This window comes from Nostoc sp. LPT (assembly GCF_017115165.1).
GTDB lineage: Bacteria > Cyanobacteriota > Cyanobacteriia > Cyanobacteriales > Nostocaceae > Nostoc.
Genome location: NZ_JABXKF010000139.1, coordinates 19,663 through 35,392, shown reverse-complemented (window position 1 = coordinate 35,392; position 15,730 = coordinate 19,663). Strand labels below are relative to the sequence as shown.

Genomic DNA, 15,730 nt, shown 5'->3' with positions numbered 1-15,730 from the left:
GTACTTCATTGACTTCAAAACTGCTGTATTTGTCGTTTTAACTAATTATTATCCTTTAGCGAAAATAGCTCTTATTGTTCTAACATTTGGAAAAATCGGGTAAAGTAATCTGGAAAAGTCTTGGCTGTACAACCAGGATCTTTAATTACAATCCCTGGAACCTTCAAACCAGTGACAGCAAAAGCCATCGCCATTCGATGATCGTGATAAGTTTCAATTGCCGCCGGAGTAATGGGGCCAGGTTCAATTTTCAGTCTATCTGCAAATTCTTCAACCTCAACACCTAGCCGACGCAACTCTGTGACAACAGCTTTAATTCGGTCAGTTTCTTTATATCGAATATGTTCCACGTTACGAATGGTAATTGGGGAACTAGCAAAGGGGGCGATCGCTCCTAATGTTTGCACTAAATCTGATATATCATTCATATCAATGTCGATGCCTTGCAATTGCTTTGGCCCCGTCACTTCGGTGTAATCATCCGAATCCTTAATTTGGCAACCCATTTGTTCTAAAACATTTAGCCAGAGAATATCACCTTGACAGGATTGTTTGGTCAAATGTTTTACCCGCACCCGTCCACCCGTGACGGCGGCGGCGGCAAAAAAGTAAGAAGCATTTGACGCATCGGGTTCTACTGTGTAATGTCGAGCTTGGTAACATTGACCTGCTTTAATCTGAAATTGATTATCGCTGATTTGAATCACCTCCACGCCAAAGTCTGCCATCAGACGACAGGTCATTTTGATGTAAGACTGAGAAACCAATGTACCCTCAACCTCAAAAATCGTATCCTGTTGAGCGTAAGGCGCAATCATCAGCAATGCCGAAAGTTGCTGACTTGTTTGGTTGGCTTTCAAGCGAAAATTTCCGCCAGCGAATCCCTGGCTATAGAGGGTGTAGGGCATAAACCCAGAGTTTCCCTCAAAATTAACAGTTGCTCCACCCGTTTGCAGCACCGTTAGCATGTCACCCATCGGTCGTTCTCGCATCCGAGGAACGCCATCTAGCCGATATTCGCCATTACCCAGTGCCACCAGCGCCGAAATAAACCGTGCTGTAGTACCTGATAAACCCACAAATAAATCTGCCTGTTTAGCTGGGATGTCGCCTCCTCTTCCTGCAACCTGAATCTGAGCCAGATTAGGATTCAGAGTTATGGGAATACTCAATTGCTCTAAACATTTGGCAAAATACTCGCTGTCTTCACTAAATAAGGCATTTTCTAAAATGGAGTCACCTTGCGCCAAAGCAGCGACAAGCAACGCCCGATTGGTAAGACTTTTAGAACCAGGAATTTCTACCGTGGCATCCACTGGCCGATTCAGAGCAGGAATTGCAATGGTATCCACTTTAAACCTCTACGTAGACGGTTAGCTACAACTTTCTTTATATATTCCCATATCTTGAGCAAAAGGGGCAGGGGAGTAAAGAGTGTGAGTTACAAGTAAATAGTGAGGAATAAGATTTTAAAACTTATAATTTATAACTCGCCTATAACTCAGCACTGGCTCAACGCCAGCTATCCGCTAACAGGACTCTAGAAAGATGCAATTTATCGATCAAGCAAAAATTGAAGTTGAAGCTGGTAAGGGTGGCGATGGTATTGTCGCTTTCCGGCGAGAGAAATACGTGCCGACTGGCGGCCCCTCTGGTGGTAATGGGGGACGAGGTGGTTCGGTATTTTTCGTTGCCGAAGAAAATCTACAAACTTTGTTGGACTTCAGATACAACCACCGCTTTCAGGCAGAAAAGGGTACTCGTGGCGGGCCAAGTAACTGCACTGGGGCAGCAGGAAAGGATTTAATTATCGAAGTTCCCTGCGGTACAACCATTTATGATGCTGAAACTGGCGAACTGCTAGGGGATTTAATTGAACCTAAGCAGACTTTGCTGATTGCCCAAGGTGGTAAAGGCGGACTGGGAAATCAGCATTTCTTGAGTAACCGTAACCGCGCCCCAGAATATGCCCTCCCAGGATTACCAGGGGAAATAAAGCAGCTGCGCCTAGAGTTAAAACTTTTGGCAGAAGTGGGGATTATTGGCTTACCAAATGCTGGTAAATCCACTTTAATTTCATCTTTATCAGCTGCACGTCCAAAAATCGCAGATTACCCTTTTACTACCCTCATCCCAAATTTGGGTGTAGTGCGGAAACCTACTGGCGATGGTACTGTTTTCGCCGACATTCCCGGACTAATTGAGGGAGCAGCTCACGGGGCAGGGCTGGGACATGATTTCTTGCGCCATATTGAGCGCACGCGGGTGCTACTTCACTTAATTGATGCTACTAGTGATGATGTGGTTAAAGACTACTACACAATTAAGGAAGAATTACAAGCTTATGGACGGGGTTTAGCAGAACGTCCGCAAATTTTGGCGCTGAATAAAATTGATGCAGTTGATCGGGAAACTGTCGATTTGGAGACGTTAGCAACCCAACTTAATCATCTCTCCTACGCCCCGGTTTTTGTGATTTCAGCAGTAACTCGTACCGGGTTGGAGCCGATGTTACAGGAAATTTGGGGAATTCTCGACCAAATGAAGGTTCCTGAAGAAGTGGAGGTATTTAGCTGACGAAATAATCACGAATTATGTTGATGTATCCTGGTTCAGGGGAATCTTAATCACAAACTCAGCGCCTTGTCCTGGCTGCGAAATACATTCTAAAAAACCGCCATGTCTTTCTGTAATGATTTGGTAGCTAATGGCAAGACCCATCCCCGTACCTTGACCGATGGGTTTGGTGGTAAAGAAGGGGTCAAATAGTTGTTTTTTAACATCTTCTGGTATTCCCAATCCATTGTCGGTAATCCTAATTATTACCTGATTTGGCTTCTGTAGTTGGGTGCGAATCTGAATTGTCGGAGAAGTCATTAGTCCTTTATCATTTGTCCTTTGTTTAGAGTTGTTTCCTAATGACATAGGCGCTTCGCCTTCCCGCAGGGTATGACTAATGACAAATGACTCTTCAAGTGCATCGATCGCATTTGACACAATATTCATGAATACTTGGTTTAGCTGCCCTGCGTAACATTCAACTAGCGGTAGATTACCGTATTCTTTGATTATTTCAATTGTCGGGTGCTGGTCATTAGACTTGAGGCGGTTTTGCAAAATCATCAAAGTACTGTCGATTCCTTCATGGATATCAACAGCTTTCATTTCGGCTTCATCCAAGCGCGAAAACGTTCGCAGAGAAAGTACAATCTCGCGAATGCGGTCTGCCCCAACTTTCATTGAATTGATTATTTGTGGCAAATCTGATTTCAAAAAGTCTAGTTCGATTTGTTCTGCAAAATCCTGAATTTCTAGCATAGGTTCAGGATAATGACTTTGGTAGAGTTGCAAAAGTGAAAGTAAATCTTGGGTGTATTCCTTGGCAGGAGTGAGGTTGCCATAGATAAAATTCACTGGGTTGTTGATTTCGTGTGCCACTCCAGCGACTAATTGACCCAAACTGGACATTTTTTCAGTTTGAATTAAGTGAGTTTGGGTGTGTTGAAGTTCATGGAGTGCAACTTTAAGTTCTTCGGCTTGTTGTCTGAGTTGCGCTTCCGACTTTAGCAAGGCTTCCTTGGCTTGTTTACGTTCTGTGATGTCCCTAACAATAGCTACCCGACAGAAAGGCTCTCCTGTTTCAGGATGTTTAACCATAAATAGGCTGCAATCAGTAGGAATTTCTATGCCCGTTTGAAAATGCCTATAGCGAAACTCGCCTTGCCAGAAACCATGTTGAAATATCAAAGGATTAATTTGTTGCTGAAACTCTGCAAAAGCTTCTGGGGAATAAAAATCAACCAAGGATTTGGTTTTAGCTACTTCCAGGCTACTAAGTCCCACCATCTTGAGTCCGGCAGGGTTCACATAGAGAATTTGCCCTTGCATTGAAGCAATGCCAATAAAGTCGCTGCTGTTTTCAATCAAGGCGACAAATTTTTGCTGTTCCTCTTCAGCTCGTTTGCGTTCTGTGATATCTAACACCATTGAGGCAACGCCAATCACCTGGCCATCAGGAGCTACTAACGGGTTGTTATACCACTCACAGACCATCGTCCTACCATCTTTAGTGACGTTCTCGTTGACGCTAAAACTTCCTCCTCGTTGTGTTAACAAGGCAGTGATAATCTCATTTACGTGCTTTCTGGCGTTTTTAGGTACTATGATCTCAAAATGATTTCCCAGCATTTCCTCTGTGGTGTATCCAAAGATTCTTTCTGCTGCCCGATTGCATGTCTGAACCTCAAAGTTGGTATTCCATTCAATAATGGCTAAAGGTGTTTGTTCAATCAGCAACGCCAGCTTTTGCTTTGAAGCCCTGAGTTGTGCCTCTGCTTGCTTGTATTCGGTAATGTCGCGATAATACCAAATCCTACCGTAGTAGTCTCCTAAAGGTGATGTCTCACCACAAGCCCCTTGCTGTTTACGCACGGGTGCAGAATAGCGCTCAAAAATCTTTCCAGACTTGAGGAAAATTTCATCACGGCTGCTTTCCTCTGGATGCTGGTAAAGATACTCCACCTTAGCCAGAAATTCGTCTGGATTTACTAGTTTGTCTAGTACCCATCCGAGAAGTTGGCGATTGTCACATGTTTCGAGGATTGCAGCAGGAATTTGCCATAACTGGGAGAATTTCTGATTAAATGATGTAACTGTAAGATTTTCATCAATAATCAGAATTCCGTCGATGGAAGCTTCTTGTTGAGCTTGGAGTACAGCATTCATGCGGTGTAGGTCTTTCTCTGCTTGCTGGCGCTCGCGCAGTGCAGCTTGCTGTTCGCTGATATCGCCAAGCAACCAACGCCAGCCTACCTGCTGACCCTGTGAATTATACATAGCAACCATTTTGATCCGAGCCGGAAAGGCTGTACCTCTTCGTGGCTGTAGATAGACTTCCCAATCCTGCACCTGCTGCAAATTTGCCAGTTGATTCATGAAGGTTTGGCGGTCTGATTCAGCGATAAACAAGATTAGTGGTTTACCTACCAGATACTTTTGTCTCACAGATAATAAGGCTGCGGCTACATAGTTAGCCTCTTTGATGATGCCGACTAGATCAATCACCAAGTAAGCATCTGGAGCGAGATTAAACAAATCCTGGTAACGCCGATGTTCTAATTCAGCCGTTTCACGAGCGATAGCTAATTCTTCGTTTTGTTGGCGCAGTTCTTCTTCAACTACCCGGAGTTCTTCTAAGGTTTCCTGAAGTGCCTCACAGGTTTCCATCAGATTGGTAATATCAGTACCTCTGCCAGTCACAACCGCAATCTCGGCTTCATTGTGTAAAATGATGTCACGAATACTACCCACCAGAAATTTATTACCAGTCTCATCCTCAAAGCAAGACCTTTTTGTAGAGATAAGATGGGTTATACCCTGAGCATCAGTAAAAATATCCTGGTTCTCATTAGTAATATTTGTGGTGAAAACCAGTTCATCTTTTTCCCGAAACACATCAGCTTCTGCTTGCAAAAAAAAATCATAGTCTGACTTGCCAATTAATTCTTCTCGGCTATGACCGACGAAATCACAGTAGGTATCGTTAAGTAATATCCAGCGATATTGACGGTCTTTGACAAAAATTGGGTCAGATATGCTGTTGATCGTCTGATACAGAAATGCCAAAGAAAAGTTTTGCTGCTGCGTGTTTTGTTTTGGCGCGGGCTTATCTAAAAATCTAGGATGGTTCATACCCGAATTTATCTCTAAAATTGAGCTAAACAGCTTTTGTTTAGCTCCGTGTGTGTCAGCATTAGTATGATTTATTATTCCCAGACTAAATATTGATGCAACAGGGGATTGGGGACTGGGAAGATTTTGTTCTCTAGGGAAATAAAGAGATTAGGTTTGGTTAGGCGATTGCATTCATCAACTGTGGCGCGGCTTTTTTGAGTAGCATAATTGATACGAAACCTTAAAATGCTTACGGTATCGTCAAATTCCTAGATTAGACTAGAACCACAGGGTAACAATCAGAGGAAGATTATGATGAGCGATCGCGACTATACCTTAATCATTGACAAAAGCGGTAGTATGTCTACACCCGACCAAGTGGGTGGTAGAAGTAGATGGGAAATCGCGCAAGAGTCTACTCTCGCTTTGGCCAGAAAGGCCGAACAGTTTGACCCCGATGGCATCACCGTTTACGTGTTTTCTGGGAGATTTAAACGCTACGATGATGTCACCTCAGCCAAAGTCGCCCAGATATTTCTCGAAAATGACCCTGCTGGCACAACAAACTTAGCAAGTGTACTTCAGGATGCCCTCAATAACTACTTTCAACGCAAAGCAGCTGGTAAAACCAAGCCAAACGGAGAGACAATTTTAGTTATTACCGATGGTGAACCAGACGATCGCAAGGCTGTGTTTGAAGTGATCATTCATGCTACTCGCCAAATGGAACGTGATGAAGAATTAGCAATTTCGATTATTCAAGTAGGTTCAGATGCCCAAGCAACTAAGTTCCTCAAAGCTTTGGATGACCAGTTACAAAGTGTTGGCGCTAAATTTGATATTTGCGATACCGTCACTTTAGACGACTTAGAAGAAATGAGTCTTGTAGATGTATTGACGAATGCAATAACTGACTAATATGTTTGTCGATCGCCCATACAGTAACTGTTAATTCTTAATTGGAGAATTGAATAATGCTAGAGAATCGTGATTATACCTTGATTATTGACAAAAGCGGTAGTATGGCAACCCAAGATCAAAAGGGTGGTAGAACTAGATGGGTTGCAGCCCAAGAATCAACTTTAGCTTTAGCTAGTAAGTGTGAGCAATTTGACCCAGATGGTATTACTATCTATGTATTTTCTGGCAAATTCAAGCGATACGAAAATGTCACATCCAGCAAGGTATCACAAATTTTTCGAGAGAACGATCCCTCTGGTACAACTGACTTGGCAAGTGTGTTAAAACATGCAACTGATGATTATCTTCAACGCAAAGCAGCCGGTCAAACCAAGCCAAATGGTGAAACAATTTTAGTAGTTACTGATGGTGAGCCGGACGATCGCAAAGCAGTCATGAGGGTGATTATTGAAGCTTCTCGTCGTATCGACCGAGATGAAGAATTAGCCATTTCTTTTATTCAAGTTGGTACAGATCAGCAAGCTACCCGCTTTCTCAAAGTCTTAGATGATGAACTCCAAAGTGCTGGTGCTAAGTTTGATATCTGTGACACCATTACTATGGAAGATATGGAAGATTTGAGTCTATCGGAAGTGCTACTCAATGCCATTAATGACTAGCTATACCATTTATTAGGAATTGCCAAAATGGATTCTATTGACAAGTTATTAGCTGAACTCCAAACTGAATACAAAGAAGTACAACCACAACAGCAACAGCCAAAATCAGTTGTAGCCAAATCTTTTATTCCATCATCGCCAAAGTCGGCATCTTTGATGGATAATCTTTTGGCAGAAGTTAAGGCTAATTTTGCTGAAAAGGATGCTGCTATTGAGTTAAAAAGACAGCAAGAAGTAAAACAAGAACGAATTCGACAAGAACAACTCAAAGCCAAACAACTAGAAGCTTTGAAAGTGCAAGCGAAAGAATGGTTAGCCAAAGTAGATCCACTTTCGTCTGAAGGGCTTTGGTTTGAAAGGTTTGCTGAAAGTTACCCCTCAAAATTAGAGGCAGCGATTGAATATTTAAGAAGCAATGAATAAACTCACAATAAATACACTGCAATTTTTATTTTTCTATAAAACCATATCAATTCTGCATAAACAATCCTTAATTCAAGCGGCATGATTTTTATGCAAGAAAAAATCACGCCGTTTTATCGTCCAAACATTCTTTTTTTATCCGGTGCATCTGGAGTTGGGAAGACAACTTCCTCCAAATCGAGATTTTCTCCCTTGCGCTTGCAGCACGGTGAGTATGACCATCCTGTAATGAATGGCTATGGCACTGGAGAATCTTGCAAATTAGGTATGGGAGCAGGTTGACGAGATTTACCCTAACTTATGACAAAGCTTGGGGTTGCGGATAAGCTGAAAATCTAAAATTTCAAAACTATCTGCGATCGCAATTTCCACATCTGCCTTTTTACGCTTGGCCTTGAGACTGTCCACACTACCCAAGTAAACGCGATTTTTCTTGCGGCCTACCATCCAGCAATAGCGGTAGTACCAATATTTATTACCAGACCTCTCGACCCAGTACTTTTCTACCCAATGGGTATTGTGTTGGAGCGCAACTTTTTCCCGCAGGGTAGGGCGCATACTCCTACGGAGAAGCAAGCTATGCGCAGCGTCTCGTAAGAGTTGGAGACAAAGGAAGAAAGGAAATTTGGCACAGCCTTAATAAATGGTATTACCTGAATTCTAGATAAGACTTTTTATGACTAAATAATACAAAGCACTTGGAATTTAATTTAAAACACCTAACTATTGAAGTCTTTTTCATGCTGTGTTTATTAAAAAAACAGCTTAATTTAGATTCATGGTTAAACAACAGGTTCTGAACATGGTAAGCACAAAACTAAACAGCTAAGGCTCTATTGAAAATAATAAATAATATTTATTTTCATTAAATTCTCAGCCGCTAAATTCCAGTAAATATCGATTTCAAGCGATATTTACATCTGTGCAAACCACAACTTAATCTGAACTTGACCAGATCGCAATCAACACCTAAAGGACAAAAAATGGCACTTTTCAATCTTGGCACACTCGGTAGCACGCCTGTTGTCAGAGATAACTTCAGTTTAACTACCACAGACCCTACAGATGTCTTTAAGTTCCAAATCACCAGTGGCAAAAATATCAACTTATCTCTGACAGATATCAGCACTGGCGATGATGCGGACATCCGACTGTTTCGAGACGCTAACAATAACGGCGTATTGGACAGCTTCGACCGAAATGTTGGACTTGTTTCCAATCGCGGAAGCAACCAAGATGAGGCGATTAACTTTAAAACTAGCTCAGGTACTTTTTTTGCCGAAGTATCTCGCTTTGCTCCAGGTAGTTCAGGCAATGTCAGTTATGATTTAGCCTTGTCTGCAACTGAACCTTCTGGAACTTTTCCCCTTTCAGCCAGTTTCAGTAACCTTCTACCTAAGGAATTTGTACTTGGTAACTTGTCAACTGATGTCACTCGTACAGGTAACGTCAATAACCAGAACACTACTGATGTTTACAACTTCTCTTTGGGATTCTTTGAGGGTGTCAACATTAAATTGAACGGACTGAACGGCGATGCTGACATCCGGCTGATTCGGGACTCTAACAACAATCGCATCGTTGATGCTGGCGAAGAAGTTGCACGCTCTATTAGTGGAGGTACTACGTCAGAGCTTATTTCCAACATTAACTTATCTGGTGACTACTTCTTGCAAGTCACTCAATTCTCTACCTCTGACTACACTGTGACTTTCGACCACTTCACTACCGGCCAAGCTTTAGTTTAGGCATCGGCAATGGTGAGTAGTACTTGAAAGTTTTGTACGGCAATGCTTTCAAGGGTATGCAAATGATATAAGCGGCAAAGAATCGTACCTGAACTTTGCCGCTTTTATTCCAGACTTTAGACAAAAAAGTGACATCAGACTTAACTAAAGCGGACTGAGCAACGATGCTGATATCCAACTAATTTGAGACTTTAATCGCAATGGCAGAGTAGAGACAGGAGAGGAAATTGCCCGTTCTATTAAAAGCGGTATTACCTCAAATATTATTTCCAATATTAGTGATGCTGGTAAATACTTTCTACAAGTCGAGCAATTCAAAGATAGCACTAACTACACTTTAGACTTTTAACTAGTTCACCACCCCCTTTGCTTAAGTTTAGGCATCGGGAGTGGTGAGTAGTAATTGAAAGTATTGTACGGCAATGCTTTCAAGGGTATGCAAATGATGCAAGTGGCAGAAAGTTATACCTGAACTTTACCGCTTCATTGCATAAATTATAGCTGCATCGATCAAATATTTCAACAAAATTGATGTTAAAGATTTTTTAAGCTTCCTTCGGGGAAGGGATTTAGGCACAGATGTACGTTTGTGGGGTTCTATCGCCGATTCATTTCACTTTGCCCGATGGGGCTGGTGAAGTGAAGTGTAACAAGTGAGGAGTGAAAACTCATAAATTAGCGATCGTTTAAAGACTACCAGAAACATTTAGTTAATCATAAGAAGCCTTTGAGTTATCAGAGGCTTTTTTGTATCAATGATAACAAGGCTTGTGGTATTACTAGCGCCTGATAATTAGGTAAAGATAATTAAATATAAATTGAAACACGCAAGATAGTGCAGCGGTAGCGAGTCTACGAGCGTCGGGCAGTTTTCCTCCTGCCTCCTGCCTTTATCGATAAACTCTTAGTTTGTAGTGAGCGATTTATCGCTCAGATCAAGGATTATCAGGACTAAAGTCCTTACTACAAACTTTAATTTATTTATGCCTAGTACAACACGGCGGAAATAAACATACCCCTTCGGGTTCGGCAGTTCCTCATGGGGGGAACCCCCTCTGAGCGACTGCCTCACCATTTCAAATGGCGCAAGAGCTTGGAATACAATTATGCGTAGACTTTTGACTTTTGACTTCCGCCTTGCGGTACTAGATACTTATAAGCTTTCGCCTACTTCTTCACACATCTCTTATTTCATCAAACTCATTCTCGATTACGCCAATGGTGAGTCATAAGACTTTTTATGACTAAACAATACAAAGCACTTGGAATTTACTTTAACAAACACCTAACTATAGAAGTCTTTTTCATGCTGTGCTTATTGAAAAAACAGTTTAATTTAGATTCATGGTTAAACAACAAGTTCTGAACACGGCAAGCACACAACCAAACAGCTAAGGCTCTATTGAAAATAATAAATAATATTTATTTTCATCGAATTCTCAGCCACTAAATTCCAGTAAATATCGATTTCAAGCGATATTTACATTTGTGCAAACCACAACTTAATCTGAACTTTACCAGATTGCAATCAACATCTAAAGGACAAAAAAATGGCACTTTTCAATCTTGGTACACTTGGTAGCACTCCTGTTGTTAAAAATAACTTTGATTTAACTACATCCGATCCCACAGATGTCTTTCAGTTCCAAATCAGCAGTGGCAAAAATATCAACTTATCTCTGACAAATATCAGCACTGGTGATGATGCCGACATTCGACTGTTTCGAGATGCTAACAATAACGGTGTATTAGACAGCTTCGATCGAAATGTTGGACTTGTTTCCAATCGCGGAAGCAACCAAGATGAGGCGATTAACTTTAAAACTAGCTCCGGTACTTTTTTTGCCGAAGTATCTCGCTTTGCTCCAGGTAGTTCAGGCGATGTCAGTTACAATTTAGCCTTGTCTGCAACTGAACCTTCTGGAACTTTTCCGATTTCAGCTAGTTCCAGCAACCTTCTACCCAAGGAATTTGTACTCGGTCACTTGTCAGGTAATACCACTCGTACAGGTAACGTCAATAACCAGAACACTACTGATGTTTACAGCTTCTCTTTGGGATTCCGTGAGGGTGCCGACATTAGATTGGACGGATTAAGCAGCGATGCTGATATCCGGTTGATTCGAGACACTAACAACAATCGCATCGTCGATGCAGGTGAGGTAATTGCCAGCTCTAATAATGCAGGTATTACTTCAGAACTGATTTCCAACATTACTGTACGTGGTGACTACTTCTTGCAGGTAACTGAATTCACTGGTGACACTAACTACAATGTGACTTTTAATCAGTTCTCCGTTCCTGCTTAAGTTTAGGCATTAGCAGTGATGAGTAGTACTTGAAAGTTTTGTACGGCAATGCTTTCAAGAGTATGCAAATGATGCAAGCGGTACAAATCCATACCTGAATACCGCTTGCATTTCTCAATTTATCTCTGCACGGCTCAAATATTTGCACAAATATGAATAAAACATTACAACTAGGCGATGTCTACGATGGGCGTAGCAGCAGCGCCATCTTGCCCCCAGAAATTATCCCCTTTTTAGCAAGTTACAATCTAATCCCGCAATTGTTATCTCAGAGCATTATTGAATTAGCGATCGCACCAATCACCTGCACACATGCCGAAACAACTCAGGCTCTAGAGCAATTTTATCAGCATTGGGATTTAAACAGCGCAGAAAAAATCCAAGATTGGTGTTTACGTTACGGTTTGACTCAAGAACAATTAGAACTTTTCGCCACCCGCAAGCTCAGAGTCGAAAAATTCAAGCAAATAACTTGGGGACATCAGCTAGAATCTTACTTCCTCAAATACAAAAGACATTTTGATAAAGTTATTTATTCTTTAATTCGGACTGAAAATAGAGGAGCTGCTAACGAGCTATTCTTCCGAATTCAAGAAGGAGAACAATCATTTTCTGAATTGGCGCGTGAATATTCTCAAGGACCAGAAGCTGATACAAATGGCATCATCGGCCCAGTAGAACTTGGTACTATCACCCCTAATTTTGCTCAGTTACTTTGTACAAGTCAAGTAGGTATAGTTCAACCACCCGTACCCTTTGGAGACTCATGGATAATTGTACGTGTGGAAAAGTTTATAACTGCCCAATTGGACGATTTTATGCGACAACGATTGCTGCAAGAGAATTTTGAAACTTGGTTTCAACAGCAACTAAGTCAACTATCACCAGAAGAAAAAACCTGGATGGGAATCAACAGTAAATCAGCACAGGTTCAAGAAGCGATCGCAGCGTAGAACGGCAGAGGGGCAGGGAGCAGGGGAGGCAGGGGGAGAAAAGAGGCTTAACCCAAGTGTATTGACTTAGAAATTATTAAAATCGGATGCAAGATGATGACAAATACAACCGTTGATATTCAAGAATATATTGCCGATTTATTTCCTTTCAATTATCTGTCAGCAAATGTTTTAGAAAATTTGCTCAACAAAGTGCAATTTTGTCGTTATCGCATCGGGCAGGTAATAGTAACCAGGGAAGCTATGCCCAATTGGATTAGCATTATCTACCAAGGACAAGCACGTTTATTAACCTACAATTCCCAAGGACAAAATCCGGCGACACTGAAGTTACTCTCACTAGGAGAGGTTTTAGGTTGGGTAAGTTATATGCGGGGTATTGCATGTGAAACTGCGATCGCTTCTACTGAAGTTATCGCTATTAATCTACCTATTGCTGTTTTCTAACCTTACTCAAGCAGGAACAGCCTTTTGTGCAAGCGTTGCAAAATGAGATTACTCTTTTAGAAGTGCATGAACTGCTTACCGAAGAACTCAGCCGTCGCGCAGATGGTAGCAGGAATTTAGTTAAGCTTGCCCAGACTGCAACCGAAGTTGCTATCATCCAAACAATCCCTGCACGAAAAGTCTTCCGCCAGCAGTTAGATTCAGAATTTTTGTGGTTAGTCAGCAGTAATTTTGATCCTGAGTTCCCTGTGGGGAGTCGCTTGGAGTTGGATGAACTTAACCCCAAGCTGAAATTTAATACAAATATGCGTCTGGTAGGATTGCCCAAATCAATATTTGGAGAAAATCTCGCCCCTCCTATACCAAAAACACTCTTACCCGCAGAGATTCCCTACGCCTCAGAAATTACTGTTACGGAAGAACCAGCAACTAAGGGTAAACAAAAGAAGTTTCCTTATATCAAAGGTAGAGGGCCGCTGGATGCTTCCCTAGCTTGCTTCCAGATGTTGAGCCAATACTTTAACATCTCCTGGCGCAGAGATACGTTACAACGGGTGTTGACAAAGCAGCACGAACAGAAAGGTATTATATCTCTGCAATTTTGCGCCGCCGCCGCCGAGTTGATGGGGTTGACAACACAAATGGTGAAAGTTCCCGCCGCCGCAGTCGGACGCTTGCAATTACCAGTAATGATTTCTTGGCAAGATAGTTTTGCAATTATTTACAAAAATAGCAATCAAGAGTTACTCATTGCCGTTCCAGAGATGGGACTACTACGCTACAAATTACGAGACTTTGCGGAAAACTGGGGGGCTGAAGGAGAGGTTCTGCTGCTACAAACTACCAAAAATACTCCCAAGGCGCGGTTTAGTTTGAGTTGGTTTGTACCCTCACTGCGGCGCTATCGCAAGGTATTAATTGAAGTACTAGTTGCTTCCATTGTTATTCAACTGTTTGGGCTGGTAAATCCCCTCGCCACACAGGTGATTATTGACAAAGTACTGGTTGGTAACAGTCCTGATACCCTGGAAGTTTTTGGCATCTTTTTGCTGGTAGTAGCAGTCATCGAAGCAATACTCACCAGTGTCCGCACTCACTTATTTACAGATACCACTAACCGAATTGACCTCACCCTTGGTTCTGAGGTGATTAATCATCTGTTGCGTCTGCCATTATCTTACTTTGAACGCCGTCCTGTGGGAGAATTGGCAACACGAATTCACGAGTTGGAAAACATTCGTTCTTTCTTGACTGGTACAGCTTTAACTGTGGTGATGGATGCGGTATTTTCTGTAGTTTATATTGTGGTGATGGCGATTTACAGCCCAGTGTTAACCTTGGTAGCTTTGGCAACAGTGCCGTTGTTTGGTTTGCTCAACCTAATGGTATCACCTCTGATGCGGCGACAATTGCAAGAGAAAGCAGAATGCAATGCTGAAACGCAATCTTATCTAGTGGAAGTGATGGGGGGAATGCAGACAGTCAAGGCGCAAAATTTAGAAATGCGATCGCGTTGGCAATGGCAAGAACGCTATGCTCGTTATATTAGCGCAGGTTTCAAAACAGTCTCTACCCAAACTACCGCCAGTTCTGTTAGTAACTTTCTCAACAAGTTTTCCAGTATGTTAGTGCTGTGGGTGGGAGCTTTTCTCGTCCTCAATCAGCACCTAACCTTGGGACAACTCATCGCTTTCCGCATCCTAGCTGGTTATGTTACCAGCCCCTTGTTACGCCTAATGCAACTTTGGCAGAACTTCCAAGAAACTGCTCTATCTCTGCAACGCCTTGCTGATATTTTAGACACTCCCCAAGAAGTAGAAATCGGTAACTGTCAAAATATCCTCATGCCCAGTATTCAAGGTAGTGTCCGCTTTGAAAATCTTAGCTTCAGTTTCTCGGAACACGGCCCATTGCAACTGTGCAATATTAACTTAGATTTTCCTGCTGGCTCTTTTGTGGGAATTGTTGGTCAAAGTGGTTCCGGTAAAAGTACACTGCTAAAATTATTACCCCGACTTTATGAACCCAAGTCCGGCAAAATCTTGATTGATGGCTATGACATCAGCAAAGTAGAACTCTATTCCTTACGTCGTCAAATTGGTATGGTATTACAAGATACCCTCCTGTTTGATGGCACAGTCCGCGAAAACATTGCCTTGGGGTATCCTGATGCAAGCGATGAGGAAATTATTACTGCTGCCAAAATAGCTTATGCCCACGACTTTATTATGTCTCTGCCCAGTGGCTATAACACCCGTGTGGGCGAACGAGGTTCGGGACTGTCTGGAGGACAACGCCAACGAGTAGCGATCGCTCGTACTGTCCTGCAAAATCCGCAATTGCTTATCCTTGATGAAGCTACCAGTGCCTTAGATTACAATGCTGAAGCCCAAGTTTGCCGTAACTTAGCGACAGCTTTCCAAGATAAAACAGTGTTTTTCATTACTCACCGCCTCAGCACAATTCGCAATGCCGATATCATTTTGATGATGGATAGAGGTGCTGTGGTAGAACAAGGGACTCATAAAGAATTAATGGCGCTCAAAGGTTATTACTACTGTCTGTATCAGCAACAAGAAGCGAAAGTTTAGTGCTGA

At 42.1% G+C, this 15,730-nt stretch carries 12 protein-coding genes and 1 pseudogene; 10 read left to right on the top strand and 3 right to left on the bottom strand.

The genetic code is table 11. The annotated features are described in order from the left end of the window. Nucleotides 1-71: 71 nt before the first annotated feature. Nucleotides 72-1,352: a 3-phosphoshikimate 1-carboxyvinyltransferase gene (gene aroA / locus HWQ58_RS25915; protein WP_292869182.1), complete on the bottom strand. Its 1,281-nt coding sequence runs from the start codon at nucleotides 1,350-1,352 to the stop codon at nucleotides 72-74. Between the two features lie 196 nt (nucleotides 1,353-1,548). On the opposite strand from aroA, the gene obgE reads away from it, so the two are divergent. Continuing rightward, nucleotides 1,549-2,577 (top strand): GTPase ObgE, encoded by a 1,029-nt coding sequence (gene obgE, locus HWQ58_RS25910; protein WP_292869179.1) that lies wholly within the window; start codon nucleotides 1,549-1,551, stop codon nucleotides 2,575-2,577. 15 nt (nucleotides 2,578-2,592) lie between these two features. Here the strand turns inward: obgE and HWQ58_RS25905 are convergent, their stop codons facing one another. Further along, nucleotides 2,593-5,691 (bottom strand): PAS domain S-box protein, encoded by a 3,099-nt coding sequence (locus HWQ58_RS25905; protein ID WP_292869176.1) that lies wholly within the window; start codon nucleotides 5,689-5,691, stop codon nucleotides 2,593-2,595. A 294-nt stretch (nucleotides 5,692-5,985) separates the two neighbouring features. On the opposite strand from HWQ58_RS25905, the gene HWQ58_RS25900 reads away from it, so the two are divergent. From HWQ58_RS25900 to HWQ58_RS25885, 4 genes are all read left to right on the top strand, one after another. Continuing rightward, on the top strand, nucleotides 5,986-6,591 hold the full coding sequence (locus HWQ58_RS25900) for a VWA domain-containing protein (protein ID WP_190728515.1): 606 nt from the start codon (nucleotides 5,986-5,988) through the stop codon (nucleotides 6,589-6,591). A gap of 56 nt (nucleotides 6,592-6,647) precedes the next feature. After that, nucleotides 6,648-7,253: a VWA domain-containing protein gene (locus HWQ58_RS25895; RefSeq protein ID WP_292869171.1), complete on the top strand. Its 606-nt coding sequence runs from the start codon at nucleotides 6,648-6,650 to the stop codon at nucleotides 7,251-7,253. A 27-nt stretch (nucleotides 7,254-7,280) separates the two neighbouring features. Continuing rightward, a complete protein-coding gene (locus HWQ58_RS25890) occupies nucleotides 7,281-7,676 on the top strand; it encodes a hypothetical protein (RefSeq protein ID WP_292869169.1) in 396 nt (131 codons plus the stop codon). Between the two features lie 90 nt (nucleotides 7,677-7,766). Beyond that, a complete protein-coding gene (locus HWQ58_RS25885; protein WP_292869166.1) occupies nucleotides 7,767-7,958 on the top strand; it encodes a hypothetical protein in 192 nt (63 codons plus the stop codon). A 6-nt stretch (nucleotides 7,959-7,964) separates the two neighbouring features. Here the strand turns inward: HWQ58_RS25885 and HWQ58_RS25880 are convergent, their stop codons facing one another. Next, nucleotides 7,965-8,234 carry a hypothetical protein gene (locus HWQ58_RS25880; RefSeq protein WP_292869163.1) on the bottom strand — a complete coding sequence of 90 codons (270 nt, stop codon included), beginning with the start codon at nucleotides 8,232-8,234 and terminating at the stop codon, nucleotides 7,965-7,967. A gap of 425 nt (nucleotides 8,235-8,659) precedes the next feature. Between HWQ58_RS25880 and HWQ58_RS25875 the strand changes: the two genes are divergently transcribed. From HWQ58_RS25875 to HWQ58_RS25855, 5 genes and pseudogenes are all read left to right on the top strand, one after another. Further along, complete coding sequence (locus HWQ58_RS25875; protein ID WP_292869160.1) at nucleotides 8,660-9,424, top strand: PPC domain-containing protein; 765 nt, start codon at nucleotides 8,660-8,662, stop codon at nucleotides 9,422-9,424. A 1,106-nt stretch (nucleotides 9,425-10,530) separates the two neighbouring features. Next, the gene (locus HWQ58_RS25870; protein WP_292869158.1) at nucleotides 10,531-10,656 is read left to right on the top strand and encodes a hypothetical protein; all 126 of its coding nucleotides are present in this window, start codon (nucleotides 10,531-10,533) and stop codon (nucleotides 10,654-10,656) included. A gap of 318 nt (nucleotides 10,657-10,974) precedes the next feature. Then, entirely contained in the window at nucleotides 10,975-11,733 is a 759-nt protein-coding gene (locus HWQ58_RS25865; RefSeq protein WP_292869155.1) for a pre-peptidase C-terminal domain-containing protein, read from the top strand. Between the two features lie 152 nt (nucleotides 11,734-11,885). Further along, entirely contained in the window at nucleotides 11,886-12,686 is an 801-nt protein-coding gene (locus HWQ58_RS25860) for a peptidylprolyl isomerase (protein ID WP_292869152.1), read from the top strand. Nucleotides 12,687-12,782: 96 nt separating this feature from the next. Further along, nucleotides 12,783-15,724 (top strand): annotated as a pseudogene (locus HWQ58_RS25855) (peptidase domain-containing ABC transporter). Nucleotides 15,725-15,730: the final 6 nt, after the last annotated feature.

Bases quoted from the DNA above. Each gene is read 5' to 3' on its own strand.
- obgE (WP_292869179.1), top strand. From the start codon at position 1,549: ATGCAATTTATCGATCAAGCAAAAATTGAAGTTGAAGCTGGTAAGGGT.
- HWQ58_RS25905 (WP_292869176.1), bottom strand. From the start codon at position 5,691: ATGAACCATCCTAGATTTTTAGATAAGCCCGCGCCAAAACAAAACACG.
- HWQ58_RS25900 (WP_190728515.1), top strand. From the start codon at position 5,986: ATGATGAGCGATCGCGACTATACCTTAATCATTGACAAAAGCGGTAGT.
- HWQ58_RS25895 (WP_292869171.1), top strand. From the start codon at position 6,648: ATGCTAGAGAATCGTGATTATACCTTGATTATTGACAAAAGCGGTAGT.
- HWQ58_RS25890 (WP_292869169.1), top strand. From the start codon at position 7,281: ATGGATTCTATTGACAAGTTATTAGCTGAACTCCAAACTGAATACAAA.
- HWQ58_RS25885 (WP_292869166.1), top strand. From the start codon at position 7,767: ATGCAAGAAAAAATCACGCCGTTTTATCGTCCAAACATTCTTTTTTTA.
- HWQ58_RS25880 (WP_292869163.1), bottom strand. From the start codon at position 8,234: ATGCGCCCTACCCTGCGGGAAAAAGTTGCGCTCCAACACAATACCCAT.
- HWQ58_RS25875 (WP_292869160.1), top strand. From the start codon at position 8,660: ATGGCACTTTTCAATCTTGGCACACTCGGTAGCACGCCTGTTGTCAGA.
- HWQ58_RS25870 (WP_292869158.1), top strand. From the start codon at position 10,531: ATGCGTAGACTTTTGACTTTTGACTTCCGCCTTGCGGTACTAGATACT.
- HWQ58_RS25865 (WP_292869155.1), top strand. From the start codon at position 10,975: ATGGCACTTTTCAATCTTGGTACACTTGGTAGCACTCCTGTTGTTAAA.
- HWQ58_RS25860 (WP_292869152.1), top strand. From the start codon at position 11,886: ATGAATAAAACATTACAACTAGGCGATGTCTACGATGGGCGTAGCAGC.